Here is a 23,422-nt window from a genome sequence, read left to right as displayed (position 1 = left end):
AATTATGCAACAGGAAGATGATTTGAGAGGATTGGCAAAGGTCATGGAGTTCATGCGTGCCATATCCATTATATTTATTGTAGTACATATCTACTGGTTCTGCTATCAGGCCATCGTGGATATGGGTATCAACATCGGAGTGGTAGACAAGATACTGCTCAACTTTCAGAATACGGCAGGGCTGTTCAGCAACCTGCTTGTGACAAAGGTATTCGCCATCATATTCTTGGCTCTCTCGTGCCTCGGTACAAAGGGAGTCAAGAATCAGAAGATGACCTGGCAGAAGATTTATGCGACCTTCCTAGGCGGTCTTGTACTCTTCTTTATGAACTGGTGGATGCTCGACCTACCGTTCTCGCCAATCGTGAATATGGTAATCTATACGGTTACTATGACTGTCGGATATATCCTCCTTCTTATGTCTGGAGTATGGATTAGCCGTATGTTCAAGCATAACCTTATGGAAGATGTCTTCAATGTGGCCAACGAGAGTTTCATGCAGGAGACACGACTGATGGAAAATGAGTATTCTGTAAATCTGCCTACGAAGTTTGTCTATCAAGGCAAGGAATGGGACGGTTGGATAAATGTAGTGAATCCGTTCAGAGCAACCATTGTATTGGGAACACCGGGTAGCGGTAAGTCGTATGCCGTAGTCAATAACTACATCAAGCAGACCATAGCCAAAGGTTTTGCAACATACATCTACGACTACAAGTTTGATGACCTATCGGTAATTGCCTATAATGAGCTGTTGAAAAATATCGACAAGTACAAGGTAAAGCCGAGTTTCTATGTCATCAACTTTGACGACCCACGACGCTCACACCGCTGTAATCCCATCAATCCGAAGTTTATGGTGGATATCAGCGATGCGTATGAGAGTGCCTACACGATAATGTTGAACCTTAACAAAACATGGGTGTGACCTGAAAAGTCACGTAATTGATTGTTAGACAGTAATATTAATTGCATGATTTAACCCGCTGTTCCGTCAGCGGTAGCCTACTATAAGGTGCATCTCCAGTGATGGGTTGTGCCAAGCTTATAGGACAAAGTACACTTTCCGAAAGGACAAGACTGAACCGTAAGGGAATGTCAAGGACGGTTAGTATCATACCGTTGAGTGGCAAGGCTGGATAGCATGGTTAACGTAAGTGAACTGACTTTAGCCGTCGTAAGGTTTGAAGGAGCGCAAGATACTTTAGCTCTCACCAAAAGGTAAGCAGTCGGATAACCCTTGCCCATGTTGGGGTTACACGGACACAGCACTGCCGGCGGACTTGGCAGAACCTAAACTATCCGTTTGTCAATTACGTGGAACAGGGCAAGCCTGTATCTCTCTCGTAAGAATGCGAGTAAGCGAACCGCAAGGCAAGCCGAATGGGGTGCAGGTATGAGATAACGGAAAAAGCGAATGCCACCCTGTAATGGGGTGGATACGGATTGAATCAACATCACGGGTTGTTATTGGTGACATCATCCGACACGAAAGTGGGCAGACTTCCGTATATGGTAACTCTTTACAAGATAACTTTTAGAACTTTCAAAAGGAGGAAAGCAAATGAACGAAACTAAAACATCGTGTGCGCCTGCTGATAGTAGGAATCTAACTTGGAACGGAATGGACTGGTCCAAGTGTGAAGCCTATGTCCGAAAGCTACAAGCGCGTATTGTAAAGGCTCAAAAGGAAGGCAGACATAACAAGGTGAAAGCCTTGCAGTGGATGCTGACCCACTCTTTTTACGCCAAGGCATTGGCGGTAAAGAGGGTTACTTCCAACAAAGGGAAGAAAACGTCTGGAGTAGATAAACAGCTTTGGGATTCTCCCAAGCGCAAGTACAAAGCAATCGGTGAACTGAAACGTCGTGGTTACAATCCGCAGCCGCTTCGTAGGGTTCACATCAAGAAAAAGAACGGTAAACTCCGACCGTTGGGAATACCGACAATGAAAGACAGGGCGATGCAGGCATTATATCTCATGGCATTGGAACCGATAGCCGAAACGACAGGCGACCGCTTTTCTTATGGTTTCCGCAAGAAACGCAGGACAATGGACGCTATCCGTCAGATTGATACGGTTCTAAACCGCCAGCATTCCCCCGAATGGATTTTGGAGGGAGACATTAAAGGCTGCTTCGACCATATCAGCCACGACTGGCTTCTTAATCATATCCCTATGGATAAGACGATACTCAGAAAATGGCTGAAATGTGGAGCTGTATTCAATGGCAAACTATTCCCGACAGAAGAGGGTACACCACAAGGAGGTATCATATCACCGACACTTGCAAATATAGCACTTGACGGACTTCAACCACTCTTGGCTGAAAGATTCAAAAGATTATGGCGCAACAATAAGACATTCCACTACAAGGTAAACCTCATTCGTTATGCGGATGACTTTATAATCACAGGTCGAGATAAGGAGCTATTGGAAAACGAAGTCAAACCTATCGTGATAGAATTTCTCAAAGAAAGAGGGCTGACCTTATCCGAAGAGAAAACTACCATTACGAACATATACGACGGTTTTGATTTCTTAGGTTTCAATGTGAGGAAGTTTGGCAAAAGGCTATACACATCCCCGTCCAAAGATGCACAGAAACGCTTCAGGGCAAAAATCGGTGACATCGTTAAAGGACATAAAATGTGTAAGCAGGAATCGCTGATACGAATGCTTAATCCTGTAATCACAGGTTGGGGCAACTATTACCGATATGGTGCATCAACCGATGCTTTTCATGGTTGTGACAATCACATTTACAATCTCACGAAGAAATGGGCTTTACGTCGCCATCCAAAGAAACGCAAGTCTTGGGTTGCAGACAAATATTGGCATGAAATTCGGGGGCGTAAATGGACGTTTGCATGGAAATATGAAACCAAGAGCAAGAAAGTGAACTACCTGACCCTTAAAAGGTTGTCGGATATACATTATACCCCGTACAAGCAAATCAAAGGTGAGGCAAACCCTTTCGACCCGGAATACGATGATTATTTCTTTCAGCGAAAGGAGCAACAAATGCTGGAATCTCTCAAGGGACGTAAGTCTCTCTTATATTTATGGAACAAGCAGAACCGGATTTGTCCGTTATGTGGCAAGGAAATAGATTGTACAAAAGCATGGAACGTCAACGAAATATCTGTTGGTGGTTCGATTGTACGGCAACTTGTCCACAACAACTGCTACAAGCGAAATAAACGAAAATGTTGAAAGTATGAGCCGATTTCTAACAACAAATAGAAATATTGAGTTGCTTGAGCCGTATGAGGGGAAACTCTCATGTACGGTTCTTAGGGGAGAAGGGGGCAGCAATGCCCTTGACTTACCCGATATTCAGAAGCAGGGTGATTTCTTTGTGGAGTCTCCGATTATTCTTTTGGCTGCGATTATCTGGTATCTGAGAATCTACAAGGACGGTAAGTATTGTACCTTCCCACATACCATTGAGTTCTTGAACAAACCGTATGCGGATATCTTTACGATTCTGACCTCTTATCCTTCGTTGGAAAACTACCTATCTCCATTTATGGACGCATGGAAAGGTGGAGCTCAAGATCAGCTCCAAGGCCAGATTGCAAGTGCCAAAATTCCGCTGTCGAGAATGATTTCTCCGCAGCTCTATTGGGTAATGACGGGTGATGATTTTACCCTTGACTTGAACAACCCCAATGAGCCGAAGATACTCTGCGTTGGCAATAATCCAGACCGTCAGAATATCTACTCGGCAGCACTCGGACTATACAACAGCCGTATCGTTAAGTTGGTAAACAAGAAGGGTCAGTTGAAGAGTTCCATCATCATTGACGAGTTGCCGACCATCTATTTTCGTGGTATCGACAACCTCATTGCCACAGCACGAAGCAACAAGGTGGCGGTTTGTCTCGGTTTTCAGGATTACTCGCAGTTGGCTCGTGACTATGGTGACAAGGAGGCAAAGGTTATCCAAAATACGGTGGGTAATATCTTCAGCGGACAGGTGGTAGGTGAAACAGCCAAAAACCTTTCGGAGCGTTTCGGCAAGATACTCCAGCAGCGTCAGTCAGTATCTATCAACCGTCAGGACACATCAACATCTATCAACACGCAGTTGGACTTCCTTATACCTGCCTCGAAGATTTCCAACCTCTCACAAGGTACATTCGTGGGTAGTGTGGCGGATAACTTCGGAGAAGAGATTGACCAGAAAATTTTCCACTCACGCATCATCGTGGATAGTGCAAAGGTAAGTGCCGAGACAAAGGCATACAAGAAGATTCCTATCGTCAATGAGTTCAAGGACGAGAACGGCAACGACATTATGCAGGAACAGATAGAGCGTAACTACTCCCGTATCAAGGACGAAGTCGAGCAGATAGTTCAAGATGAGATGGAGCGTATAAAGGCTGATCCTGAGTTGCGTAAACGATTGTTGCCAGACGAGAAGGACGAAGAGGATAACGATTAGAATCTGTATCCTATTTCTTACCGCAAAGGTTGTTCCGTGCCTTTCGGATTGAGCAAGGTCAAGCCCTGTGGGTGTCGTGGAAAAATCATCCTCGCCCCACGGGGCTTGCGGTATTTTTCCCGCCAACCTTGCACAATCCTGCACGGAACAGTCAAGGCGGTAAAGAAATAGAATACAGTGCTTCGCCTGTAATATGTATAACTTATATAATGATTGACTATGATTAGAATGACATTATCAGAGTATCTCCGTGTGCCAAAAGATTATCGCGGAGTATGGACCAACGAAAGATGGGATATCCCCAATTGGGCCGATATTAGAGAGAAACATTTAGGCAAGCGTACACTAATGACAAACATCAATGGTGGCACTTGTTTGGTCGTGGAAGGTATGGGATTGGAGATTATTGATGATTCCGATTGGAAGAAACCCGATGCAGTCAGAAAAGAGATAAGTCGCCAATGCTTGAAGTTCTTTACAGAGCGAGGTATCGAGCCTCACTATGCCGATTGCCTTATCCGCTATAATGACAACTACGATACCGTTGAAGTGCGTATCGCCATCGGAATGCCTGCTGATACCGAAAAGGATGATGACATATTCTTCTATTGCGATACGCTGGAAGATATGAAGTCACTCGCAGAAATTGGCAGTGAGGACTTTTACATTGCCGACTGCTACAGCTTTGGAGTATATGAAGATTTATTATAAACCCTAAAATATATCGAGTATGAAGATTTTATGTCAAGAGCGTTATGAAAAGGCTGTTGCCTACGCAAAGGAAATCAAGAACGACACCCTGCAAAAGTGTATTGACCGTTTGAAACAATGGGAAGAAAATCCAAACTGCCCGTGTGAGATTGAACTCTACTATGATTCGGCACCGCACTCATTCGGATTCCGACAGGTATATCCCGATGGCAGAACGGGTATTGTCGGAGGTTTGCTCTATCACGGACAGCCCGACCAATCGTTTGCCGTATTGATGAATCCTATTCACGGGTGGACTATACACACATAGATAAATTCAAATCCTTAAATTGATAAAGCCAACTTAGGTCTGTCAAACACAGGCTTAAGTTGGCTTTTCTTGTATTACAGTCGTAGATGAGAATCTCATTGTCTTTTCAATTTCTCATTCACTTCAATACTTCCAATTAACTTTTGCAATTCTTTATTTGAATTAATATCAATTATCTCATGTTCTGGAGCTGTTATTTTATCAGAAGATAATAGGCAGTATGTATCACTTATAAAATCTTCCATAAACATATAACCTTCAAATCCATTATTTTCTAAGATTTCCTTAAATGTTTCTCCATTATCAAAATCAGTCAATGACTGTCCCAATAGCGGTGGAAAATTATGAAAAAACTCATTAATTGCATTTTCCGCTGCTAATGATAAACTTTTATTTGTAGATAATAAATCTTCAAATGTGTCTTTTAATTCAGAATATGGCCTCTTGAATTGATAATTATAGAAACGTTCTGTTATAACATTTAACCCTATCTGATGTAGGAATCTAATCTTATCTGAACAACTATACAATCCTGTTTCTAAATCTAAAAGTCTAATATCATCTATAACTTGACAAGATGTTATAGTTCCATAATTATATATTGTACCAATCTTTTTCTGATTATAAACAGCTTGGGCCAATGTGTTTTTTGCTGCCGATATGTCATTATAGAAAAAGAATAAACCTATCTTATTCTTTGGTCCATATTCAGAAAAAGAATATTCAGGACTTGAATAATCTGTTAACCATTCTGCATCTAGTTTTTCCCCGAGATCATATCTATACAATAAATCGCCAGGTTCTAAAATTATGCTATTCTCCTCTTTTCTCATAACCATTCCCAATCTCTATAAATTATGCGTAAACCGACATCGTGGGTAGTTTGAACATCCCAAGAAAGTACCGTATCTTCCTCTCCGTTCCACAAGACTACCACCACACTTCGGACATTTTCCATTAGCTATTGCCATATCCCTATTTTGCTGAGCTGTCTGCACATTACGGATATGGCTTTCTCTACTTCCTTCAGTTGTGATATTTGCAGAAGAAATTCTGCTCACAATCCTTTTGATATCTTCAGGCGATATACAAGATGTCCTATATGATTTGATTGCGGAACGCAAATTACACCAGTTAATCACGATATGATTAGGTGTGGTTATGTTCAGTTCCGCACTATCTGCAAAAACCACTATAGGAATAATTGGGTAATCACCGATCTCTTTCAATATCGCTTTAACTGCTCTCGCATGGGCGGCATTCTGACGAATAGGATTTCTCAATTTATGCTGTTCACTTGACCAACCCCAAAATCTCTTTTTGCCAAGCAGACTCTGTTTCCACTCTTCTGAGTTCTCATGTCCGAATATCCAACCTTTATAATTCTTCGTTTCGATTACAAAGATTCCGTATGGCGAAACTACGATGTGATCTATCTGCGTTGTCCCATAACTTGTAGGCAATAATATATCATTAAGCGTGATGTACTCCTTCGAGAGCCAATCCAGCTTTCGAGCCACACGCTTTTCTCCGAACTTGCCTATATTCTTGGGCGAAGACATCCAAATCTTAAATGCCACAAGTAGGACAAATATGCAGATGATTATTATTGAACTCATTATATTATGCTTTATACACTGCAAAGGTACTCCGTTTTTTACGAATGAAAGACAGAAAGGGCTACAAAAAGTGTATGTAGCGTGAAAATCCCGCTTCACTCGCAAAGTCCCTTCAAGAAGTTAACTCGGAGGGACAATACCTCCACGTTCGAGCCGTGGGTTTTCGGGCAAAAAATTCTCTGCGATAATTTTTCACCCGAAAAAACGCTCCGGTATCGCCGTCCGAGTTGAGACAGAGGTTGGGACTTAGCAAGCGAAGCGACCTACGACGCATAGTACAACAGGTCAAAAATCCATTGCGGTAAGATATGCCGCATCTCTATTCTCAACCTGACTGCCATATTTGTATTTCATTATAAGGTCTATCAACCACCGCCATCTTTTTAGTGCCCGATTTTTTAAGTGGGGACAAAAGCAGCTCAGCTCTCAACTCTGCATATTACAAAAGTTATTTCTTTTCGGTCATACCACCGCTTTTTCTCGCACATTTTTTTGCCTTCGTTTTTCGCTCTTTCCGACCCCGTTTCGGTGTGGAGCGTTTTCCCTCTTTTCACCCTTGTTTTGCCCCTTTTCGTGCCTTTGCTTTCCTACCTGCTATGACAAGTGATGACACCTTATGACTCGTATAGTCTAACGACTTAAATGTCAATGTTTTATCAAATTTTGCTATATATATTTGCGGTGACAACATTAGTTATTAACGCTAAAAACTCACAGTTATGGCAAAGAAAAATGTAAGGGATGACCCCTCAAAAACACAAGTCACCGAGAACCCGCAGATGAGCGACATCGTGCTGGTTTTAGACAAGATGGAACTGCTCATTCAGGCGGTATCCGAAATCAACAAGAACGGCAAGTATTCCACCGTGCCGGCAGACAAAGAACATCAGAACTCCTTTCTCAAGATTGACCGCTATGCGACCTTCTTTGAGAACTTCCTCAAGAACTTCTGGAGTCAGTTGAAAGACCCTACACACTTCGGTCTTTTCACGATGAAGGAGGAGGAGTTCGACAAACCCGAAGTCAAGCAGGCCATCGAAGACCTTGCCGAAGGTAAGAAAACAAAAGCAGTGGAAGAGTTTCTCAAAAAATATGAGATAACACCCAAAAATCAAACAGAACAAAGTATTAACAATCAAAATTCAGAAGCAATGGCAAAGAAAAACCAAACCCAGCAGCCCGTCGTTGAAGCTAACGACCAGCAGCAGAACAATCAGTATCGTTACAACGAGTCTATGATCAACTGGGACCAGTTGAAGAACTTCGGACTCTCGCGTGAGTATCTTCAGGAGCGAGGACTTCTCGACTCTATGCTCAAAGGCTACAAGACCAACCAGCTTGTACCTATCAACCTTAACTTCGGCTCTGCCGTACTGCGTACCGATGCACGCCTGTCGTTGCAGCAGTCCAACACAGGTGAGGTGGTACTCGCCATCCACGGTATCCGCAAGCAACCCGAATTGGAGCGTCCTTACTTCGGACATATCTTCACTGACGAGGATAGAAAGAATCTTCTCGAAACAGGCAATATGGGCCGAGTGGTGGAACTCAAAGGTCGCAACGGAGAATATATCCCATCGTTCATCAGCCTTGACAAGATGACCAACGAGGTGGTGGCCATGCGTGCCGAGAATGTCTATATCCCTAACGAGATTAAGGGCGTTCAGCTCACCGACCAGGAGAAGAACGACCTGCGTGAGGGCAAGAAGGTCTATATCGAAGGTATGACTGCCAAGTCGGGCAACGAGTTCAATGCCCACATTCAGGTGAGTGCCGAGCGCAGAGGTATCGACTTCATCTTCGAGAACGACCGCATCTTCAACCGCACCGCCCTCGGTGGTGTGGAACTTACCAAGCAGCAGATTGAAGACCTCAATGCAGGCAAGGCAATCTTCGTGGAAGATATGCAGCGTAAGGATGGCGAACTCTTCTCATCGTATGTGAAACTCGATGAAGCGACAGGACGACCCAACTACACACGCTACAATCCCGACTCGCCCGAGGGTGCAAGAGAAATCTACATCCCGAAGGAAATCGGTGGCGTGAAACTGACAGCCGAGGAGCAGAAAGACCTGCGTGAGGGACGAGCCATCTTCCTCAATGATATGGTGAACAACCGTGGCGAGGAGTTCTCTTCGTTCATCAAGGCAGACCTTGAGACGGGACGACTGATGTACTCTCGCACTCCCGATGGCTTTGAGGAGCGTGCCAAGTTCGAGATTCCGAAGGAGATCTTCGGTGCCAAGCTCTCCGGCCAGCAGCGTGCCGACCTTCAGAGTGGCAAGTCGGTACTCGTGGAGGGCATGAAGGGCTTCGATGGCAAGAGCATCTCACAGTATGTCAAACTGAACTCCAGCCAGAACAAGCTCGACTTCTACAACGAGAATCCCGACCGTAACCGCAACGCCTCACAGCGTAATGTGGTAGCCGAGAAACAGGAGAAGCGTCAGTCGAAGGGACAGAGCATCTAATCCGTAGTGGGATAAGTCAAATCAATGTATAACTCTAAAATGAATTTTAAGATGAACGATAAGAATAAAGCACCTTTCAAGGTGGAAGATGTAAACTGGGACGAACTATCAGGTATTGGTATCCTCAAGGATGAACTCGAACAGGCAGGTGAGCTTGAGACACTGCTCCGAGGCGAGAAGACAGGTGTCGTATCGCTGAGCCTCGTACTCCTCGGTGTAGATGTGGTGATGGATGCCACTTTGCAGCTTGTACGCAAGAACGACTCTCCGCTGCTGGAAATCATCGGTATCAACCCCACGCAGTAACACGATTCCATTACTAACCTGACAGCCGTTTCCCGCACCGTAATCGGGACGGGAGACGGCTTCTTTAATTCCAAGAATATTATGATAGCAATTATAGCAGAAAAGCCGAGCGTAGGTCAGGACATCGCCCGCGTCATCGGTGCAACAGAGAAGAAGGACGGTTATATGGCAGGTAACGGTTATCTTGTAACCTGGGCATTGGGACACCTCGTTTCCCTCGCCATGCCATCGGCATACGGCTACGGTAAGGCTTCGCATGAGGATTTGCCTATGCTTCCTGAGCCGTTCCAGCTTGTGGTAAGACAGATCAAGACCGACAGAGGTATGGTAACGGACATCGGTGCCGCCAAGCAGCTCAAGGTTATTGACGAGGTATTCAGCAAATGCGACAGCATCATCGTGGCAACGGATGCAGGTCGTGAGGGTGAGCTTATCTTCCGATACATCTACCACTACCTCGGATATACCAAGCCCTTCAAGCGTCTTTGGATCTCCTCGCTCACGGACGAGGCTATCCGTGCAGGTATGAGCAATCTCAAGGATGGCGAGGCTTACGATGCACTCTACCACGCTGCCGACTGCCGTGCAAAGGCTGATTGGCTCGTGGGTATGAACGCAAGCCGTGCATTGGCTTTGGCTTCGGGTATGCCGAACAACTCCCTCGGACGAGTGCAGACACCTACATTAGCGATGATATGCAGTCGCTACAAGGAGAACCGTGATTTTGTTTCCACACCTTATTGGCAACTGCACATCACCCTTGAGCGCTTGGGCGAGTTCCGCCAGTTCGCACATATCGAGGACTTCAAGAGCAAGGAGCAGGCAGAAGCGGCACACGCACGATTCTCGCCCGACTCAACGGCACTCATCACAAAGGTGGAGCGCAAGCGTACCTACCAGCAGGCACCGTTACTTTACGACCTTACCACATTGCAGAAGGAGTGCAATACGCATCACGATATGAGTGCGGAGAAGACTCTTTCGGTAGCACAGGCTCTCTATGAGAAGAAGTATATCTCATATCCGAGAACGGGCAGCAGATATATCTCGCACGATTTGATGGAGCAGGTCTATGATTCCCTTTGGAAGATTGCCACTATGCCCGAGTTCAAGGAGTATGGCAAGCGTTTCGACTTCGAGCATCTGAATATGCGTAGTGTCGATGATGACAAGGTAACGGATCACCACGCACTCATCATCACAGGCATAGAGCCTGAGGAGTTGAACGTCCACGAGCAGATTGTCTACACAATGATTGCAGGGCGTATGCTTGAAGCGTTCTCGCCACGCTGCGAGAAGGAGTCATTGGTAATGGAGGCGATAGCCGAGGATATGAAGTTCCGTTCCCGCTCTACCACCATCGTCAATCCGGGCTGGCGTGCAGTCTTTGCCCGTAAGGAGGATGCCGAGAAGGACGAGACTGAAGCCAACAAGGGTACGGCACGCTTTGCCGAGGGTGAGCAGATACCCGTTACAGGCTATGGCACGGCACAGCGTAAGACAATACCCAAACCGCTCTACACCGAAGCGACACTCCTTGCCGCTATGGAGACTTGTGGCAGGAACATCACCGATGAGAAAGCAAAAGAGGCAATGAAGGAGCTGGGTATCGGAACGCCTGCCACACGAGCCGCCATCATCACGACACTCTTCAAGCGTGACTACATCGAGCGTTCAGGCAAGGCACTTGTACCTACCGAGAAGGGACTCTATATCTACGAGGCAGTCAAGGATATGCAGGTTGCCAATGTGGAGCTGACAGGCAGTTGGGAGAAGACGCTCCTTCAAATCGAGCAGCATACTTTGGAGACACGCTCCTTTATGCACTCCATCGAGAGTTTCACCTCGCAGGTTACACGCGAGGTACTCGGACTGAAGTTCCCTGCACCCAAACAGCGTTCCCTTCCTTGCCCTAAATGCGGTACAGGCAAAGTGATGATACGCCCCAAGGTCGCCAAGTGCGACAATCCTGATTGCGGTATGCTTGTATTCCGCAAGGTGCTGAACAAGGAGCTTAACGAGCAGCATCTGGAGCAGTTGCTCTCATCGGGAACGACCAAGCTGATCAAGGGATTCAAAGGCAAGAAAGGCAACTCTTTCGATGCTGCCGTAGCCTTTGACGATGAGTTCAATGTAACGCTGGCATTTCCCGACAAGAAGAGAGGTAAGAAAAGATGATGTCAGTCATCCCGATTCGTAGGCAAAGGTAGTGAACCGCCCTCATTCCACCCCGCAAGGTCGTGCCGCAGGCGGTTTCGGCAAAAATCATCCTCGCACTGCTGCGGTATTTTTACCGAAAACCTTGCAGGTGGAGGCGTTTCACATCCAAGCCCACGAAATCGGGAACGACTGTTCCCACTAAATAATATAGGATATGAAAACAAATGACCCAATCGTAAGAAAGAGAATAAAGTGGATAGGTATGATACTCTTAGCCGTAGTAGCAGCATTAGGTTTCAGCTATCTCTATACAAGAGGTGTATCACCCGTATGGGCTGCGGTAGCCATCGTATGTTTCCCCGGCTTCTTCCGATTCATATACAAGATTGCCTGTATCGTAATGGCAGCACTAATACTGTTTGCTATCCTCAGTTTCTTGGTCTTCTGAATCTACAGATAATGAAAAGGTCTCTACAACAATATAAACCATACATATCCTTAAGTAAGAATATGGAACATTGGAGCTGTCCTTCTCGGACGGCTCTTTTTGTAGGTAGACGATTCAAGTATGAGGATAAGAATGAAGAAAGGGATAGAGAAAATACCAGCCATTGGCAAGCCGATGAACTACAGGGCAAAGTTGGCCAATGCTTCTTATCGGACAGCAAGGTCGGGCCACAGGTGGTTTCGGAGAAAATCATCCTCGCTGTGCTGCGGTATTTTCCCCGAAAACCTTGCCTTACCGGAAGCATTAGCCGTAACGCCCTCGTAGTTCAACGGACTGCCAAAGTCCGAGTATTAACCATATAATAAAAGATAAAGCTATGAATCAAGCAATCATCGCAAGTGTACCGATGGCACCGATGCAGATGCCTGTGGTACGTAGAAGAAGAGTAAAGGTCACTGAACCTGAAATCAAGTTGCCGCCAAGAGGCTCACGAGGTCCAGTACATATATCGGAGCTGCTCAATCCCATTCTGGAGATAAGCAAGCATCCTGACCGTAACAGACTGCTTGCAGAGTTCTTCAACCAGTGAACATCACAAGAAAATAATTCAGTATTAACATTAAATCATAAAGTTATGTTTTTCACATCAATTTCACAGATGATGACCGAGAGCGTAGATCTTACGCTCGTCATCCGCAAAGCGAACGGACAACTTACTGTATCAACACTGCCGAAGGCCAACGGACTGAAAGATGAAGCCCAGAACCACATCGTTCCGCTGACACTAACGGGCACTCCCGAAGAGATGGATGCAGAGTTCCTGCAACACATCATGCAGCCTATACGCAAGGCTACGGGACTTATCTCCAATTTGATGGAGTTCGAGAAACAGGCAGACAAGGCTGCCGCCAACAGCAAGGCGGCAAAGGATGCCAAGGCTAAGGAGACCAAAGAGGAGAAGGAGAAGCGTGAGAAGTACGAGAAGCATATGAAGAAGGCAGAGGAGCTGATCACTGCCAAGAATCATAAGGATGCCATCACCGCACTCCAACAGGCTCGTATGTATGCCACTGCCGACAAGCAGAAGGAGGTAGATGATAAGATTGCCGCACAGAAGAAGGCGATGAACCAAGGCTCGCTCTTTGAGATGATGGAAGAGACTCCAGCACCTGCTCCACAAGTGGTACAACCGCAGAATGTGGCATCGCAACCTGCACAGCAGACTATCCAGCCGCAGGCTGCACCACGACAGATGCCGCCACAGCCTCAGCAGACGGTAATGCGTCCCGTGCAGCAGCCTATGCAACGACCTGTTCAGCAACCAGCACAGCCTCAGTATGGCGGGCAGCCTATGTTCACCGCACCACAAGGCGGTTATCCACCTCAAAATGTAGGACAGCAGCATCCTCACTATCCGCAGGGTGAGATTCCGATGTTCCCACACCAGGAGGAGCCTCCTATGCCCGAGGATTACGAACAGGCATATATGCACGAAGGCCCTGCATATCGCCCCGAGGATTATGAGGAATATCCCGACTTCCCTCAGTCAATGTTAGAAAATCATTATTCACAGGCATACGCCCAAACAGTTTAAGATTATGGCACTTTTAAGAAACGAAATGCAGCGATCATTCACCTTCAAGAAAGGTACAGAGATGATTACACTTCCTGATCCTAATCCGAACGACTCTCCGGAGAGTGTTATGAGCTTCTACTCGAACATCTATCCAGAACTGACCACAGCAACCGTACACGGCCCGACCATCAAGGATGACAAGGCTGTATATGAGTTCAAGACAACCATCGGAACAAAAGGATGAGAACTATGAGTAAGGACACTAAAAAGAAGAAGTCATGCAGACCATTGGACGAACATCAGTCGGAACAGCTCGCGAGGATGATAATCGCATCGACCAAGCGGGAGGTACGATACGGTGTGACAAGAGTAGAGAGAGTTACGGCGCCAACGGGTGCCGTAATTCTTTTCTAAAGACACCTATTCTCCCCATAGCACCACAGACTATTATGAGGGAGAGCTATAGCGGAAACAGTTATAACCTAATCACGCAGGAGAATTACGAATACCTGCGTGATTCTTATTTCCGCTATGCCGAACTTATGAATGTAAAGGCGGAGCATACGCCAGGCAGAACTATTGGTGAAGGTATTGTCAATCTCTACAATGAGATGAACGACCTCGTAAATAAAAGCGGCATGTATCTCAACCTTGAGGATGACAATGGCTGTCTATACTTCAATGTGTGGAACACACATACTTGGGGTGAGTACACACTGTATTACTTCCCTGTAAAGTTTGTGGAGGAACTGAATCCCACACTCAGACGCATTGTCATCACATTCTATCATAATTTCATGAAAGAGAACGGTATAACCACTATCAACGATGAGTCAGATATGGACTGGGCTATTGATATGCTGACTGAAGGCTGCTATGAGGATGAAGATGCCAAAGAGAGGCGAGCGAGGGAAAAGCTCGTGAAATCATACAAGGATGGTAGAGCATATAAACTCCTCGACAGGGTGTGGCGAAAGTCCTACTACAAGAACCTGCCGAAAGCTATAGAAGAATATGAGTGTAAGAATGGCTTTGAACAAGGTCTTATCGAACTGCTGAGAAGAGGACTTGAGTTCATAAAGACGGAGAAAGCCATCATGTACTATGGCTATGACCCGTTCTACGATGAGGAGCCCGATTATCTGCCGATGACACTCGAACAGCAGATAAGGGTTGTCTATGATAGCGATGATATAATGACGGAACACCTTATCGACTTCTATAATTCCTCCCGTCAGGAGTCATACGATATTATTCCTGCATCAACCTTTGCCGTCTCTCCAACGACCGACAAGGTTTTTACACTTGAAGATACCTACCCCGAAAGGTTTTTCAAGTGGGCAGATGATTTTATTCACTACATACGATAATCACTATGGATACCAACAAACTTACCAAGCAGATAAATACGATGCTGCGCCCCCGTGCGGCATTGATAGCATACTCCACAGATGGAGGAGATACATACTTCCTTGAAGTACGGAACATAGATAATGAGGGTGTTATGAGCGAAGGCCGTCCCGTAACGGTGGACTTCATCAACGAACTCATCAAGGGATATTCCGAAAGGCACAGCAGCACACCGCATGGTCGCATCCCAACAAATATGCTATGGAGTGATACCCGCAAGGGCTACGAGAAATATATCTGGTACAACCCGCCACAAAAGCGTATGATGTTCTTCAAGGAGTCGCTACATATTGAGAATGCCGAGTACAACCTGCCCGGTGTCATCTATGAGGTGCGTGATGAGCGTATGAATATCTACGCATACATAGACAAGGAGCTGAAGCCTGAAACAGAACTCTACGCGGCTCCGTTCTTCAATGTCACGGGGTCAAGCGTCTGTCTTGGCTCGGCAAAGATTGACAAGCCGACAGAGATTACCTACGACAAATTACTTGAGTATTGGGAAAAGAAGTTCTGGCTCACGGAGTTCTCACACCTCGGAGGTAACGGAAATCCCACAAAGAGCAACCTTGTACTCGTAACAAAGGCAGCAAAGGATGCTCCCTTCAACCTCGAAGAGTTAAAGCCTCTAAAGAATTTGAAACTTAAAGATATACTACGATGAAAAGAGTACATTATACCGACAGCTATCTGCTCAATCCACAACACCCCGTAACGGTAAACCTTATAGGTGGTGGAGGTACAGGCTCGCAAGTATTGACAAACCTTGCACGATTGGATGTAACACTTCGTGCCCTCGGACATCCGGGACTATTCGTAACGCTATACGATCCTGATATTGTAACTGAAGCCAACATAGGACGACAACTCTTCGGATATTCCGACTTGGGACTGAATAAGGCGAATTGCCTGATAACACGCATCAACAACTTCTTCGGGAATGACTGGAAGGCTATGCCGGCGTTCTATCCCTCCAATATGAAAGATGTACGACAGGAACATCTTGCCAATATAACCATAACCTGTACGGACAATATAAAGTCGAGAATAGACCTCTGGAATGTACTCAAAGCATTGCCACAGTATAATTATACAAACTATCAGACACCACTGTATTGGCTTGACTTCGGCAATACGCAAACATCGGGACAGGTTGTATTGGGCAGTATCCCAAAGAAGATAAAGCAACCTACTTCTCAAATCTACCAGACCGTACCATCGTTGAAGGTCATCACAAAGTTGGTAAAGTATGCCCGAATCAAGGAAGAGGACTCCGGTCCGAGCTGTTCGCTTGCCGAGGCTTTGGAGAAGCAGGACTTGTTCATCAACTCCACATTGGCACAGCTTGGCTGCAATATCCTCTGGAAGATGTTCCGACACGGTATGATAGAGCATCACGGACTCTATCTCAACCTTACGACAATGAAGGTCAATCCCATAATGGTATAACCGTAATAGACAGCTGTCATATTCTTAACGAGTATGATGGCTTTTTTTATGCTATCGCTCCATATTTATTACAATATCTTCATCATTTATAGCGTTTTATATTAAAAATGCCTTGAAATGCTATTAAAAAATGATAAAGCAACATTAATTTTTTGCTTTATTAGTAATTTTGCACATTAGGCATATATGATAAACAGTTCGGACTAACCCGACTTAAATATAGGACGCAATGAAAATAGAAAGGAAGATAGCCATTGGCTATACTATTATTGTCGCCCTAATTGGTGGTATCGTATATACGTACCTGCACGAATGGCGACAAATGAACAGATTGGAGCGTGAAGTGAAAGAGATTCACCGTCTCCGGCAAAGTGTGCATGAGGCATATGTACATATGCTCGACCTTACTATGTTCGGTGAAACCATTCTCGAATGGGAAAGAGCCGACACAACTCTCTATCGTGCCAAACGCCTCAAGGTGGATAGCATCCTTTGTGAGTTCAAGGATTACTATTCCGGTGAACGGATAGATAGCCTACGGGTGTTGATGGCAGAGAAAGAAATCCAACTCTTCAATATCTCCAAGCTGTTTGAAAAGCAGGTAGAACTCGGCGAAGAACTTGCCGAGCGTGTTCCCGTCATAGCATATGAGAGTACGCAGGAAGCTGAGAAGAAGAGTGGTTTCCTGGGTCTCTTCAAGAAGAAGGATAAACCGCAATCCACGACAACCACAAAACTTTATACCCTTAATCGGGATGTTATCAAGAAGCAGTCCGAGCAGAGCCGTCAACTCTCTGAAACGGCAGACAGCCTTGCTCATCGCAATTATGTAATCAACCAGCAATTGAAGGACCTTATTGCTGCAATGGACGGGCGTGTAACGGAGGATCTTCAAGCAAGGGAACAACAGATTATTAAGACTCGCGAGAGAACAAAGGTTTATTTAGGAAGCATTACGGCTTTTATTTTCATTGCTCTTATAGCCTCGTATTTTGTCATTATGCGTGACTATGGCAAGAAAGAGCGTGGCCGACGCAAGTTAGAGGAGAGTAACCGCAAGAACGCTGAGTTACTTGAAATGCGTAATAAGATTATCCTTACCATCTCACATGATATACGAGGGCCACTCAACAACATTATCGGTTATACAGATCTGGCCATGGACACACGGGAGAAGAAGAAACGCAATCTGCAACTGAAAAAGGTATTAGGTCGCAGCAAGCATATACTGCACCTTGTAAACAACCTGCTCGATGTCTATCGTCTTAATCAAGCGAAAGAGACTATGCACCCTGTGCCATTCCGAATTTCCGATTTACTGAATCGTGTGGTGGACGGTGCCACACAGCCTATCAATGATAAAGGGCTTCTCTTTGAGCATGAGTTCATAGGTGTTGATACAGTAGTCAAAGGCGATGTCGATAGAATAGAGCAAATCATCAACAACCTTATTGCCAATGCCGTCAAGTTCACTTCCGCAGGACATATCGGATTCAATGTAACCTATATGGACGGCACATTCACAATGAAAGTCAGCGATACGGGTATGGGTATGACCGAAGAGATGATGAAGCGTATCTATTTGCCATTCGAGCGTGCCGCAAATGCAGAGAACTCGGATGGTTATGGTCTTGGTCTGCCAATCGCCCACGGAATAGTAACAATGCTTGGCGGAACAATCAATGTAGAGAGTGAATTGAATAAAGGCACGACATTTACAGTTACTTTACCTCTACCTGTTACCAATGAGCCTATAGAAGAGGAAAGCGTTTCGTTTGACGCATCTCTGCACCTACCGAAGAATGTCATCGCCATCGATGATGATATGCTGCAACTTGAACTTGTAAAGGAGATGTTGGAGCGTAATGGAGTATCGTGTACAATATGCAGCAAGGTAGATAAACTGACCGAGGAACTGCGTAAGAAGAACTACGACCTGCTTTTGAGCGATATTCAGATGCCGAATACCGATGGATTCAAGTTGCTTGAATTGCTCCGCAAATCACGCATCGGTAACTCTAAGGATATTCCGATAGTGGCAATGACAGCACGAAGCGAAAGTGAGCGTGAAGCACTTCTTGAGGCTGGATTTGACGGTTGCATCTTCAAGCCGTTCTCCATGAATGAACTGTTGAAGGTCATTGCTTCAGTAGTCAAGGGCCGCGAACCAGGCAGTGATACGGACTTCTCAATGATACTTGCCAATGTATCGGACAAGAAGAAAATATTGAGAACGATGATAGAGTCCTGCGAGAAGGATATTGTCGATCTGAAGATTGCAATGACAGCCGAGAACAGGGAGTCGATGCGAAGCATAGCACATCGTATGTTCCCGATGTGGGAGATGGTCTCGATGGATGAGATTCTGCTTGCTTACCGCAATGTCCTGAAGGATACGGAGTGTGATACTCAAACCGTGTTAAACCACATTATCCAAACCAAAATATTATCCCAACTTGACTTTTTATTGTATTGAATATCAGTAAATTGTTATATTTTAGTAGCAGATAATAAAGAGTGATTGTTCCATTATTCAAGAACAGTCACTCATTTATTACTAAGTATTATCTCAATCCAAGAACTGTTGCTAATGAATCTTTATTTCTGATTTTCTTATATTTCTTTTCAACGCCTAAAGTCAGATTGTCTTCCATAGAGCATAAAGCTTGTACCATTTGTTCTGATGAAACTCCTACGTATTTCATTGTCGTTTCGATGCTCTCATGCCCCAATAGTTTTTGTATCTGCGCCAAGTTTACACCGTCTTCCAACCAATGGGTAGCCCGTGCATGCCGAAAACTATGGCAATGAAAATCCGCAGGAATTTCAAGTAGCCCCTGAGACGCAATTCTAACATACATTTTCAACCGCTTGCTAATCGCTTCTGAAGTGATTTTTTTGTTTGCATGGCCATATATGGGGAAAAATACAAAATCAGAAGGTAACGGATTGGCCGGATGGAACAACTTCACATAATGTTTCAGTATTTTTACCATGCTGTTCAACAAATAAATGGTACGTTGTTTATTCCCTTTACCCAAAACAAGAATGTAACTTTTCGTTTCATCCAGGTGCAGTGCCGACAGCCTTAATGATAATATTTCATCTATTCTTGTTCCGGTACTATATAAAAGATTGAACAAGGCAAAATCCCTCTTACCTATCAATGTCCGTGTATTGATGCTTGCAAAAATCCGTTTGATTGTATCTTTTGTGATTACTTCCACTTGTTTTTTAGGTTGCTGCATTCTTTTTATTTCAGCGGCATCACAATCATATTTTATGAATTGGATTTTCTTGTGCGCAAGGAAACGGAGGAAATTTTTCAATATGGAGAGACGATGATTGCATGTTTGCGGGCTGCATTTTCTTACTTCTTTCAGCCATGCAATCCATTCTTCAATCCAGTCCTTACGGAAGCATTCCCCACAAATGGTATTTGATGTGACTCCCTTCGAGGATTCAAGGAAATCTATATAGATTCCCATTCCCTCTCCGTATGATTTTAAAGCGTTATGGCTCAGATTCCTTATACACGGAAGATAAACCGTATGCCACTCATGGATGGCATCGGCGATAATTGAATGTTCTGCTTTAGTCTTCATATTCAAAATAGTCGTTTAAATCAGGTAAAAGTTCTTCATACCCACCTCCTGTCAGATTTTCCAACTGGTGTGCAAACAGCGGTACAAGCCTGTAATAATATAATGTGTTTTGAATGTAACGGTGTCCCATGGAACGGCTGAGATATAAGAGTTTGTCCATCCATTCAATGCCGCAGTGATCCCAACCGTTTATGTTCACGACCGCATAGTGACTGCGAAAATCATATGCTCTTGCGTGTGCCGTACTGACTTTCTTCCATACTTTCTTAAAACTTGCCGTTACCCATTCTCCGGAATATGGTTTGTCGTACTCGTTAGGAAAGAATATCTTTCTTCCGGGCATGAGATTTTCCATTTTGACATTATACATCTGCAATAGCGACCACATGGATTCGTGCAAGGCAGCCCGATGTTCATCTATGCTCTTTGTGTATCTTATATTTATAACACCGGATTGCAAGTCCACGTCTTCTACTCTGAGCAGACGGGCTTCTGTTGTACGCATCCCTGTACTGTACAAAAGTCGGAAAAAGACCGGAACTTCCACTTTCATAAGCGCAGCCCTCATGTCACGGCAATTTATTGGAGGTTCGAGATTGTCCGCTTCATTAAAGAATCTTGCAAGCTCTTCTGGAGTAAACGGATGTGGTTCGAATGATGTGACATTGACTCTTGGAATGGTGGATGGAAGAGGAATATTTACGAAACCACGGCTATTCGCATATTTCAGAAATCCTCTGACACCTACAATTCTGTTATTGCATGACTTTGCGGATTCCGTTTTTTTCTTCTTGCAATAATCAAGGACAATTTCTTCTGTAAGAGCTTCGGCTGACGGATAATTTTGGGCGCAGAAGTCATTGAAACGGCGAATCTTGTCCATTGTCCGCCTACTGAATTTTCCAGAGGCTCTTTTGTAAAGTTCATATTTCTTGACTATATGGGATATTGCGGAATAAGAGTATGGCTGTTCTGAAACAAGAGTACGCTTTGGCTTAGGTGTGTATTTTATGTCCGGAGGATATGATGGCAATTTGAACGGTGCCCCATATTTCGACCGGATATAACGGATGAAGCGCCTCAAAATAATGCATCGGTTACGGTTTGTATAATAGCTTTCCTTATCTGTCCTTGATGCCCATCCGGAGATAATATCATCCGACAGCACTCCGCCATGATTCATACAGTACTTGGCGAAAGAGTTCAGGTATATGCGGGTTATATAGTCACATTTTCCGATACCAGAGATGAAATTGACATATTCAGACATCAAATCTGCAAATTGGGGTAGATGTGAATCTGTTTTCATTCGAACAACTCCTTTCTTATTGGATAACATTCAATATTGATTCCGCATTCTCTCAGATGAGGGATGTCAGCATCTATATATGGGACTATAGATGAAGAACAGATATGTCCTAAAATATGGCTGATGACCCTAATCTCGGTACCTTTACCAAGTAATTTAGAGGCGAGGTTGTGCCGAAATACGCTGACTCCACGCCCGGATTCACCTTTTCTAAGGTTTAGTTTCTCAAAGACTGTATTGACAATGGTGCCGATACTTTTGTTCTCCAACCTTTCTGTCGCATTCTTCTTGTTGGGAAACAGATACACGGATCCGGCCTCATTGTCCCGTTCATTACGTATGTAATCAAACAATGAGTTTCCAACATGAGGAAGAAGGGGCAACACTATCGGATTACCAGTCTTTTCCTGGACGAAGCTGACTCGTTCCTTCTTCCAATCTATGTCTGTCAATTTCAAGTTGGCAATGTCGCATCCTCTTATGCCAGTATATAAGGCCAATGAAACTATAGCTTTTTCCCTGAAAGTCAAAATATTGTTAGAGTCTGACAAAGCATTTTTTATCACATTGATTTCATCATCCTTAAGATAGTTGAAGTTTTTCCTTTCATATTTCAAATCAGGGAAATAACCTAATACTTTTTTCATGTCGTATAAATCCCCCAACTCTTTAAGGGCTGACGCTATGTGACCGCAATATGTCCTTGAACGCTTTTGCTGTTCTTCTTTAAGGAAAAAGGACAAAACATGTTCTTCTTTGATTTCATCCAATGAAGAGACGTGGAACTTTTGCATCTCAAAAAGGAACATTGTAACGGCATCGGTTTCCATTTTTACTGTGGACTTCTTTTTATGTTCTGCGGCACGTTTCCGGTAAATGTCTATAACTTTCTGAAAACTGGGGTTAAGCATATTATACCTGGAAGGATAGCATAACGGAACAAAGGACTTCTTGTCCGGGTAGTGCCCAAATTCATCATATGCTTGGATAGTACGTAAATGCATCATCCTAAGATCCAATGTCGCTTTTGTATATCCCCTTGTACGGATAAACTTTTCTGCAAATTGTTCATACGAATGAAAACATCCTTCATGTTCAAAAAGAAGTCTTAAAACAAATTTTACTCCTTTGATGTACTGAATGTCATAACCACGGGAAACGAGGTTGTCCAGTAACTTCTTCTGGCTTAATTTTAACTGTGCTATATTCATATTCTTCCTATTGGCTTTAGTGCCATTAGCAAAGATATAGGAATGTATTATCCAAACCTATTCATCCTATAACAGAATGATTTACAGAATAAAAAACTGTATTTTTAGGATAATGCTGGGGTTTGGATAACTGCTACTAACAGTGTTGGCTTACAATGTGGGACATTCACGCTTGCTTGGCTATGGCAAACGCCCCAAGAGTAACCTTATCAAGAAAATAGAGTCCGGCGACAGGAATATTTACGAAGAGTATATCTCGTATCGTTGCTACAAAGGCAAGCCAATTCCCAGCATCGAACGCCGCAGAAAAAGAGAGTTTCAATTGCTATATATCCCGTAGCCGTTATTTAAAGAGCCTTCCCTTAAGCAATTGAGAGAAGGCTTTT

19 protein-coding genes and 3 pseudogenes are annotated in these 23,422 nt (G+C 44.4%); 17 read left to right on the top strand and 5 right to left on the bottom strand.

Translation table 11 applies throughout. The annotated features are described in order from the left end of the window. Positions 1 to 4: 4 nt before the first annotated feature. The 5 genes and pseudogenes from ACYIA1_RS07430 to ACYIA1_RS07410 all read left to right on the top strand — a co-directional run. A pseudogene (locus ACYIA1_RS07430) lies at positions 5 to 925 on the top strand (YWFCY domain-containing protein); the annotation flags it as partial. Positions 926 to 1,564: 639 nt separating this feature from the next. After that, positions 1,565 to 3,217: a group II intron reverse transcriptase/maturase gene (gene ltrA, locus ACYIA1_RS07425; protein ID WP_025836412.1), complete on the top strand. Its 1,653-nt coding sequence runs from the start codon at positions 1,565 to 1,567 to the stop codon at positions 3,215 to 3,217. Between the two features lie 121 nt (positions 3,218 to 3,338). After that, positions 3,339 to 4,451: pseudogene (locus ACYIA1_RS07420) on the top strand (TraM recognition domain-containing protein); the annotation flags it as partial. Between the two features lie 219 nt (positions 4,452 to 4,670). Next, on the top strand, positions 4,671 to 5,162 hold the full coding sequence (locus ACYIA1_RS07415; protein ID WP_446475696.1) for a hypothetical protein: 492 nt from the start codon (positions 4,671 to 4,673) through the stop codon (positions 5,160 to 5,162). A gap of 19 nt (positions 5,163 to 5,181) precedes the next feature. Beyond that, the gene (locus ACYIA1_RS07410) at positions 5,182 to 5,472 is read left to right on the top strand and encodes a DUF4120 family protein (RefSeq protein WP_446475695.1); all 291 of its coding nucleotides are present in this window, start codon (positions 5,182 to 5,184) and stop codon (positions 5,470 to 5,472) included. A gap of 95 nt (positions 5,473 to 5,567) precedes the next feature. On the opposite strand, the gene ACYIA1_RS07405 is transcribed toward ACYIA1_RS07410, so the two are convergent. Both ACYIA1_RS07405 and ACYIA1_RS07400 read right to left on the bottom strand, forming a co-directional pair. Then, the gene (locus ACYIA1_RS07405) at positions 5,568 to 6,305 is read right to left on the bottom strand and encodes a hypothetical protein (RefSeq protein WP_480334891.1); all 738 of its coding nucleotides are present in this window, start codon (positions 6,303 to 6,305) and stop codon (positions 5,568 to 5,570) included. Positions 6,306 to 6,320: 15 nt separating this feature from the next. Next, positions 6,321 to 7,091 (bottom strand): NERD domain-containing protein, encoded by a 771-nt coding sequence (locus ACYIA1_RS07400; RefSeq protein WP_480334889.1) that lies wholly within the window; start codon positions 7,089 to 7,091, stop codon positions 6,321 to 6,323. A gap of 719 nt (positions 7,092 to 7,810) precedes the next feature. Here ACYIA1_RS07400 and ACYIA1_RS07395 point away from each other — a divergent pair. The 11 genes from ACYIA1_RS07395 to ACYIA1_RS07345 all read left to right on the top strand — a co-directional run bounded on the left by ACYIA1_RS07395 (position 7,811) and on the right by ACYIA1_RS07345 (position 19,387). After that, on the top strand, positions 7,811 to 9,562 hold the full coding sequence (locus ACYIA1_RS07395) for a DUF3945 domain-containing protein (protein ID WP_480334887.1): 1,752 nt from the start codon (positions 7,811 to 7,813) through the stop codon (positions 9,560 to 9,562). A 51-nt stretch (positions 9,563 to 9,613) separates the two neighbouring features. Next, the gene (locus ACYIA1_RS07390; RefSeq protein WP_005794016.1) at positions 9,614 to 9,868 is read left to right on the top strand and encodes a DUF4099 domain-containing protein; all 255 of its coding nucleotides are present in this window, start codon (positions 9,614 to 9,616) and stop codon (positions 9,866 to 9,868) included. A gap of 81 nt (positions 9,869 to 9,949) precedes the next feature. After that, entirely contained in the window at positions 9,950 to 12,046 is a 2,097-nt protein-coding gene (locus ACYIA1_RS07385; RefSeq protein ID WP_480334885.1) for a type IA DNA topoisomerase, read from the top strand. A 196-nt stretch (positions 12,047 to 12,242) separates the two neighbouring features. Next, positions 12,243 to 12,476 (top strand): hypothetical protein, encoded by a 234-nt coding sequence (locus tag ACYIA1_RS07380; RefSeq protein ID WP_480334883.1) that lies wholly within the window; start codon positions 12,243 to 12,245, stop codon positions 12,474 to 12,476. 376 nt (positions 12,477 to 12,852) lie between these two features. Beyond that, complete coding sequence (locus tag ACYIA1_RS07375) at positions 12,853 to 13,065, top strand: hypothetical protein (protein ID WP_202192080.1); 213 nt, start codon at positions 12,853 to 12,855, stop codon at positions 13,063 to 13,065. 45 nt (positions 13,066 to 13,110) lie between these two features. Continuing rightward, positions 13,111 to 14,070, top strand: a complete 960-nt coding sequence (locus tag ACYIA1_RS07370; protein WP_480334881.1) for a PRTRC system protein E — start codon at positions 13,111 to 13,113, stop codon at positions 14,068 to 14,070. Positions 14,071 to 14,074: 4 nt separating this feature from the next. Beyond that, a complete protein-coding gene (locus tag ACYIA1_RS07365; RefSeq protein WP_025018924.1) occupies positions 14,075 to 14,296 on the top strand; it encodes a PRTRC system protein C in 222 nt (73 codons plus the stop codon). Positions 14,297 to 14,330: 34 nt separating this feature from the next. Further along, positions 14,331 to 15,422, top strand: a complete 1,092-nt coding sequence (locus tag ACYIA1_RS07360; RefSeq protein WP_202578457.1) for a hypothetical protein — start codon at positions 14,331 to 14,333, stop codon at positions 15,420 to 15,422. A 5-nt stretch (positions 15,423 to 15,427) separates the two neighbouring features. Further along, positions 15,428 to 16,126, top strand: a complete 699-nt coding sequence (locus ACYIA1_RS07355; RefSeq protein WP_480334879.1) for a PRTRC system protein B — start codon at positions 15,428 to 15,430, stop codon at positions 16,124 to 16,126. Continuing rightward, positions 16,123 to 16,911 carry a PRTRC system ThiF family protein gene (locus ACYIA1_RS07350; RefSeq protein WP_480334877.1) on the top strand — a complete coding sequence of 263 codons (789 nt, stop codon included), beginning with the start codon at positions 16,123 to 16,125 and terminating at the stop codon, positions 16,909 to 16,911. Before ACYIA1_RS07355 ends, ACYIA1_RS07350 begins: the two co-directional genes overlap by 4 nt. Positions 16,912 to 17,140: 229 nt before the next feature. Further along, on the top strand, positions 17,141 to 19,387 hold the full coding sequence (locus ACYIA1_RS07345) for an ATP-binding response regulator (RefSeq protein WP_480334875.1): 2,247 nt from the start codon (positions 17,141 to 17,143) through the stop codon (positions 19,385 to 19,387). An 88-nt stretch (positions 19,388 to 19,475) separates the two neighbouring features. Here the strand turns inward: ACYIA1_RS07345 and ACYIA1_RS07340 are convergent, their stop codons facing one another. The 3 genes from ACYIA1_RS07340 to ACYIA1_RS07330 all read right to left on the bottom strand — a co-directional run bounded on the left by ACYIA1_RS07340 (position 19,476) and on the right by ACYIA1_RS07330 (position 23,036). Beyond that, positions 19,476 to 20,516: a tyrosine-type recombinase/integrase gene (locus ACYIA1_RS07340; RefSeq protein ID WP_117852433.1), complete on the bottom strand. Its 1,041-nt coding sequence runs from the start codon at positions 20,514 to 20,516 to the stop codon at positions 19,476 to 19,478. After that, the gene (locus ACYIA1_RS07335; protein ID WP_480334873.1) at positions 20,506 to 21,399 is read right to left on the bottom strand and encodes a tyrosine-type recombinase/integrase; all 894 of its coding nucleotides are present in this window, start codon (positions 21,397 to 21,399) and stop codon (positions 20,506 to 20,508) included. Before ACYIA1_RS07335 ends, ACYIA1_RS07340 begins: the two co-directional genes overlap by 11 nt. 422 nt (positions 21,400 to 21,821) lie before the next feature. Continuing rightward, entirely contained in the window at positions 21,822 to 23,036 is a 1,215-nt protein-coding gene (locus tag ACYIA1_RS07330) for a tyrosine-type recombinase/integrase (protein WP_117991734.1), read from the bottom strand. Positions 23,037 to 23,166: 130 nt separating this feature from the next. On the opposite strand from ACYIA1_RS07330, the pseudogene ACYIA1_RS07325 reads away from it, so the two are divergent. Next, a pseudogene (locus ACYIA1_RS07325) lies at positions 23,167 to 23,376 on the top strand (glycoside hydrolase family protein); the annotation flags it as partial. Positions 23,377 to 23,422 lie beyond the last annotated feature (46 nt).

It is taken from the genome of Parabacteroides sp. KHUB-02 (assembly GCF_056640955.1).
Note: the sequence above shows the minus strand (reverse complement) of the source record. Positions and strands in the feature narration are given on the sequence as shown.

Excerpts from the sequence above, each read along its gene's own strand:
- ltrA (WP_025836412.1), top strand. The coding sequence starts at position 1,565 with ATGAACGAAACTAAAACATCGTGTGCGCCTGCTGATAGTAGGAATCTA.
- ACYIA1_RS07415 (WP_446475696.1), top strand. The coding sequence starts at position 4,671 with ATGATTAGAATGACATTATCAGAGTATCTCCGTGTGCCAAAAGATTAT.
- ACYIA1_RS07410 (WP_446475695.1), top strand. The coding sequence starts at position 5,182 with ATGAAGATTTTATGTCAAGAGCGTTATGAAAAGGCTGTTGCCTACGCA.
- ACYIA1_RS07405 (WP_480334891.1), bottom strand. The coding sequence starts at position 6,305 with ATGAGAAAAGAGGAGAATAGCATAATTTTAGAACCTGGCGATTTATTG.
- ACYIA1_RS07400 (WP_480334889.1), bottom strand. The coding sequence starts at position 7,091 with ATGAGTTCAATAATAATCATCTGCATATTTGTCCTACTTGTGGCATTT.
- ACYIA1_RS07395 (WP_480334887.1), top strand. The coding sequence starts at position 7,811 with ATGGCAAAGAAAAATGTAAGGGATGACCCCTCAAAAACACAAGTCACC.
- ACYIA1_RS07390 (WP_005794016.1), top strand. The coding sequence starts at position 9,614 with ATGAACGATAAGAATAAAGCACCTTTCAAGGTGGAAGATGTAAACTGG.
- ACYIA1_RS07385 (WP_480334885.1), top strand. The coding sequence starts at position 9,950 with ATGATAGCAATTATAGCAGAAAAGCCGAGCGTAGGTCAGGACATCGCC.
- ACYIA1_RS07380 (WP_480334883.1), top strand. The coding sequence starts at position 12,243 with ATGAAAACAAATGACCCAATCGTAAGAAAGAGAATAAAGTGGATAGGT.
- ACYIA1_RS07375 (WP_202192080.1), top strand. The coding sequence starts at position 12,853 with ATGAATCAAGCAATCATCGCAAGTGTACCGATGGCACCGATGCAGATG.
- ACYIA1_RS07370 (WP_480334881.1), top strand. The coding sequence starts at position 13,111 with ATGTTTTTCACATCAATTTCACAGATGATGACCGAGAGCGTAGATCTT.
- ACYIA1_RS07365 (WP_025018924.1), top strand. The coding sequence starts at position 14,075 with ATGGCACTTTTAAGAAACGAAATGCAGCGATCATTCACCTTCAAGAAA.
- ACYIA1_RS07360 (WP_202578457.1), top strand. The coding sequence starts at position 14,331 with ATGCAGACCATTGGACGAACATCAGTCGGAACAGCTCGCGAGGATGAT.
- ACYIA1_RS07355 (WP_480334879.1), top strand. The coding sequence starts at position 15,428 with ATGGATACCAACAAACTTACCAAGCAGATAAATACGATGCTGCGCCCC.
- ACYIA1_RS07350 (WP_480334877.1), top strand. The coding sequence starts at position 16,123 with ATGAAAAGAGTACATTATACCGACAGCTATCTGCTCAATCCACAACAC.
- ACYIA1_RS07345 (WP_480334875.1), top strand. The coding sequence starts at position 17,141 with ATGAAAATAGAAAGGAAGATAGCCATTGGCTATACTATTATTGTCGCC.
- ACYIA1_RS07340 (WP_117852433.1), bottom strand. The coding sequence starts at position 20,516 with ATGAAGACTAAAGCAGAACATTCAATTATCGCCGATGCCATCCATGAG.
- ACYIA1_RS07335 (WP_480334873.1), bottom strand. The coding sequence starts at position 21,399 with ATGGACAAGATTCGCCGTTTCAATGACTTCTGCGCCCAAAATTATCCG.
- ACYIA1_RS07330 (WP_117991734.1), bottom strand. The coding sequence starts at position 23,036 with ATGAATATAGCACAGTTAAAATTAAGCCAGAAGAAGTTACTGGACAAC.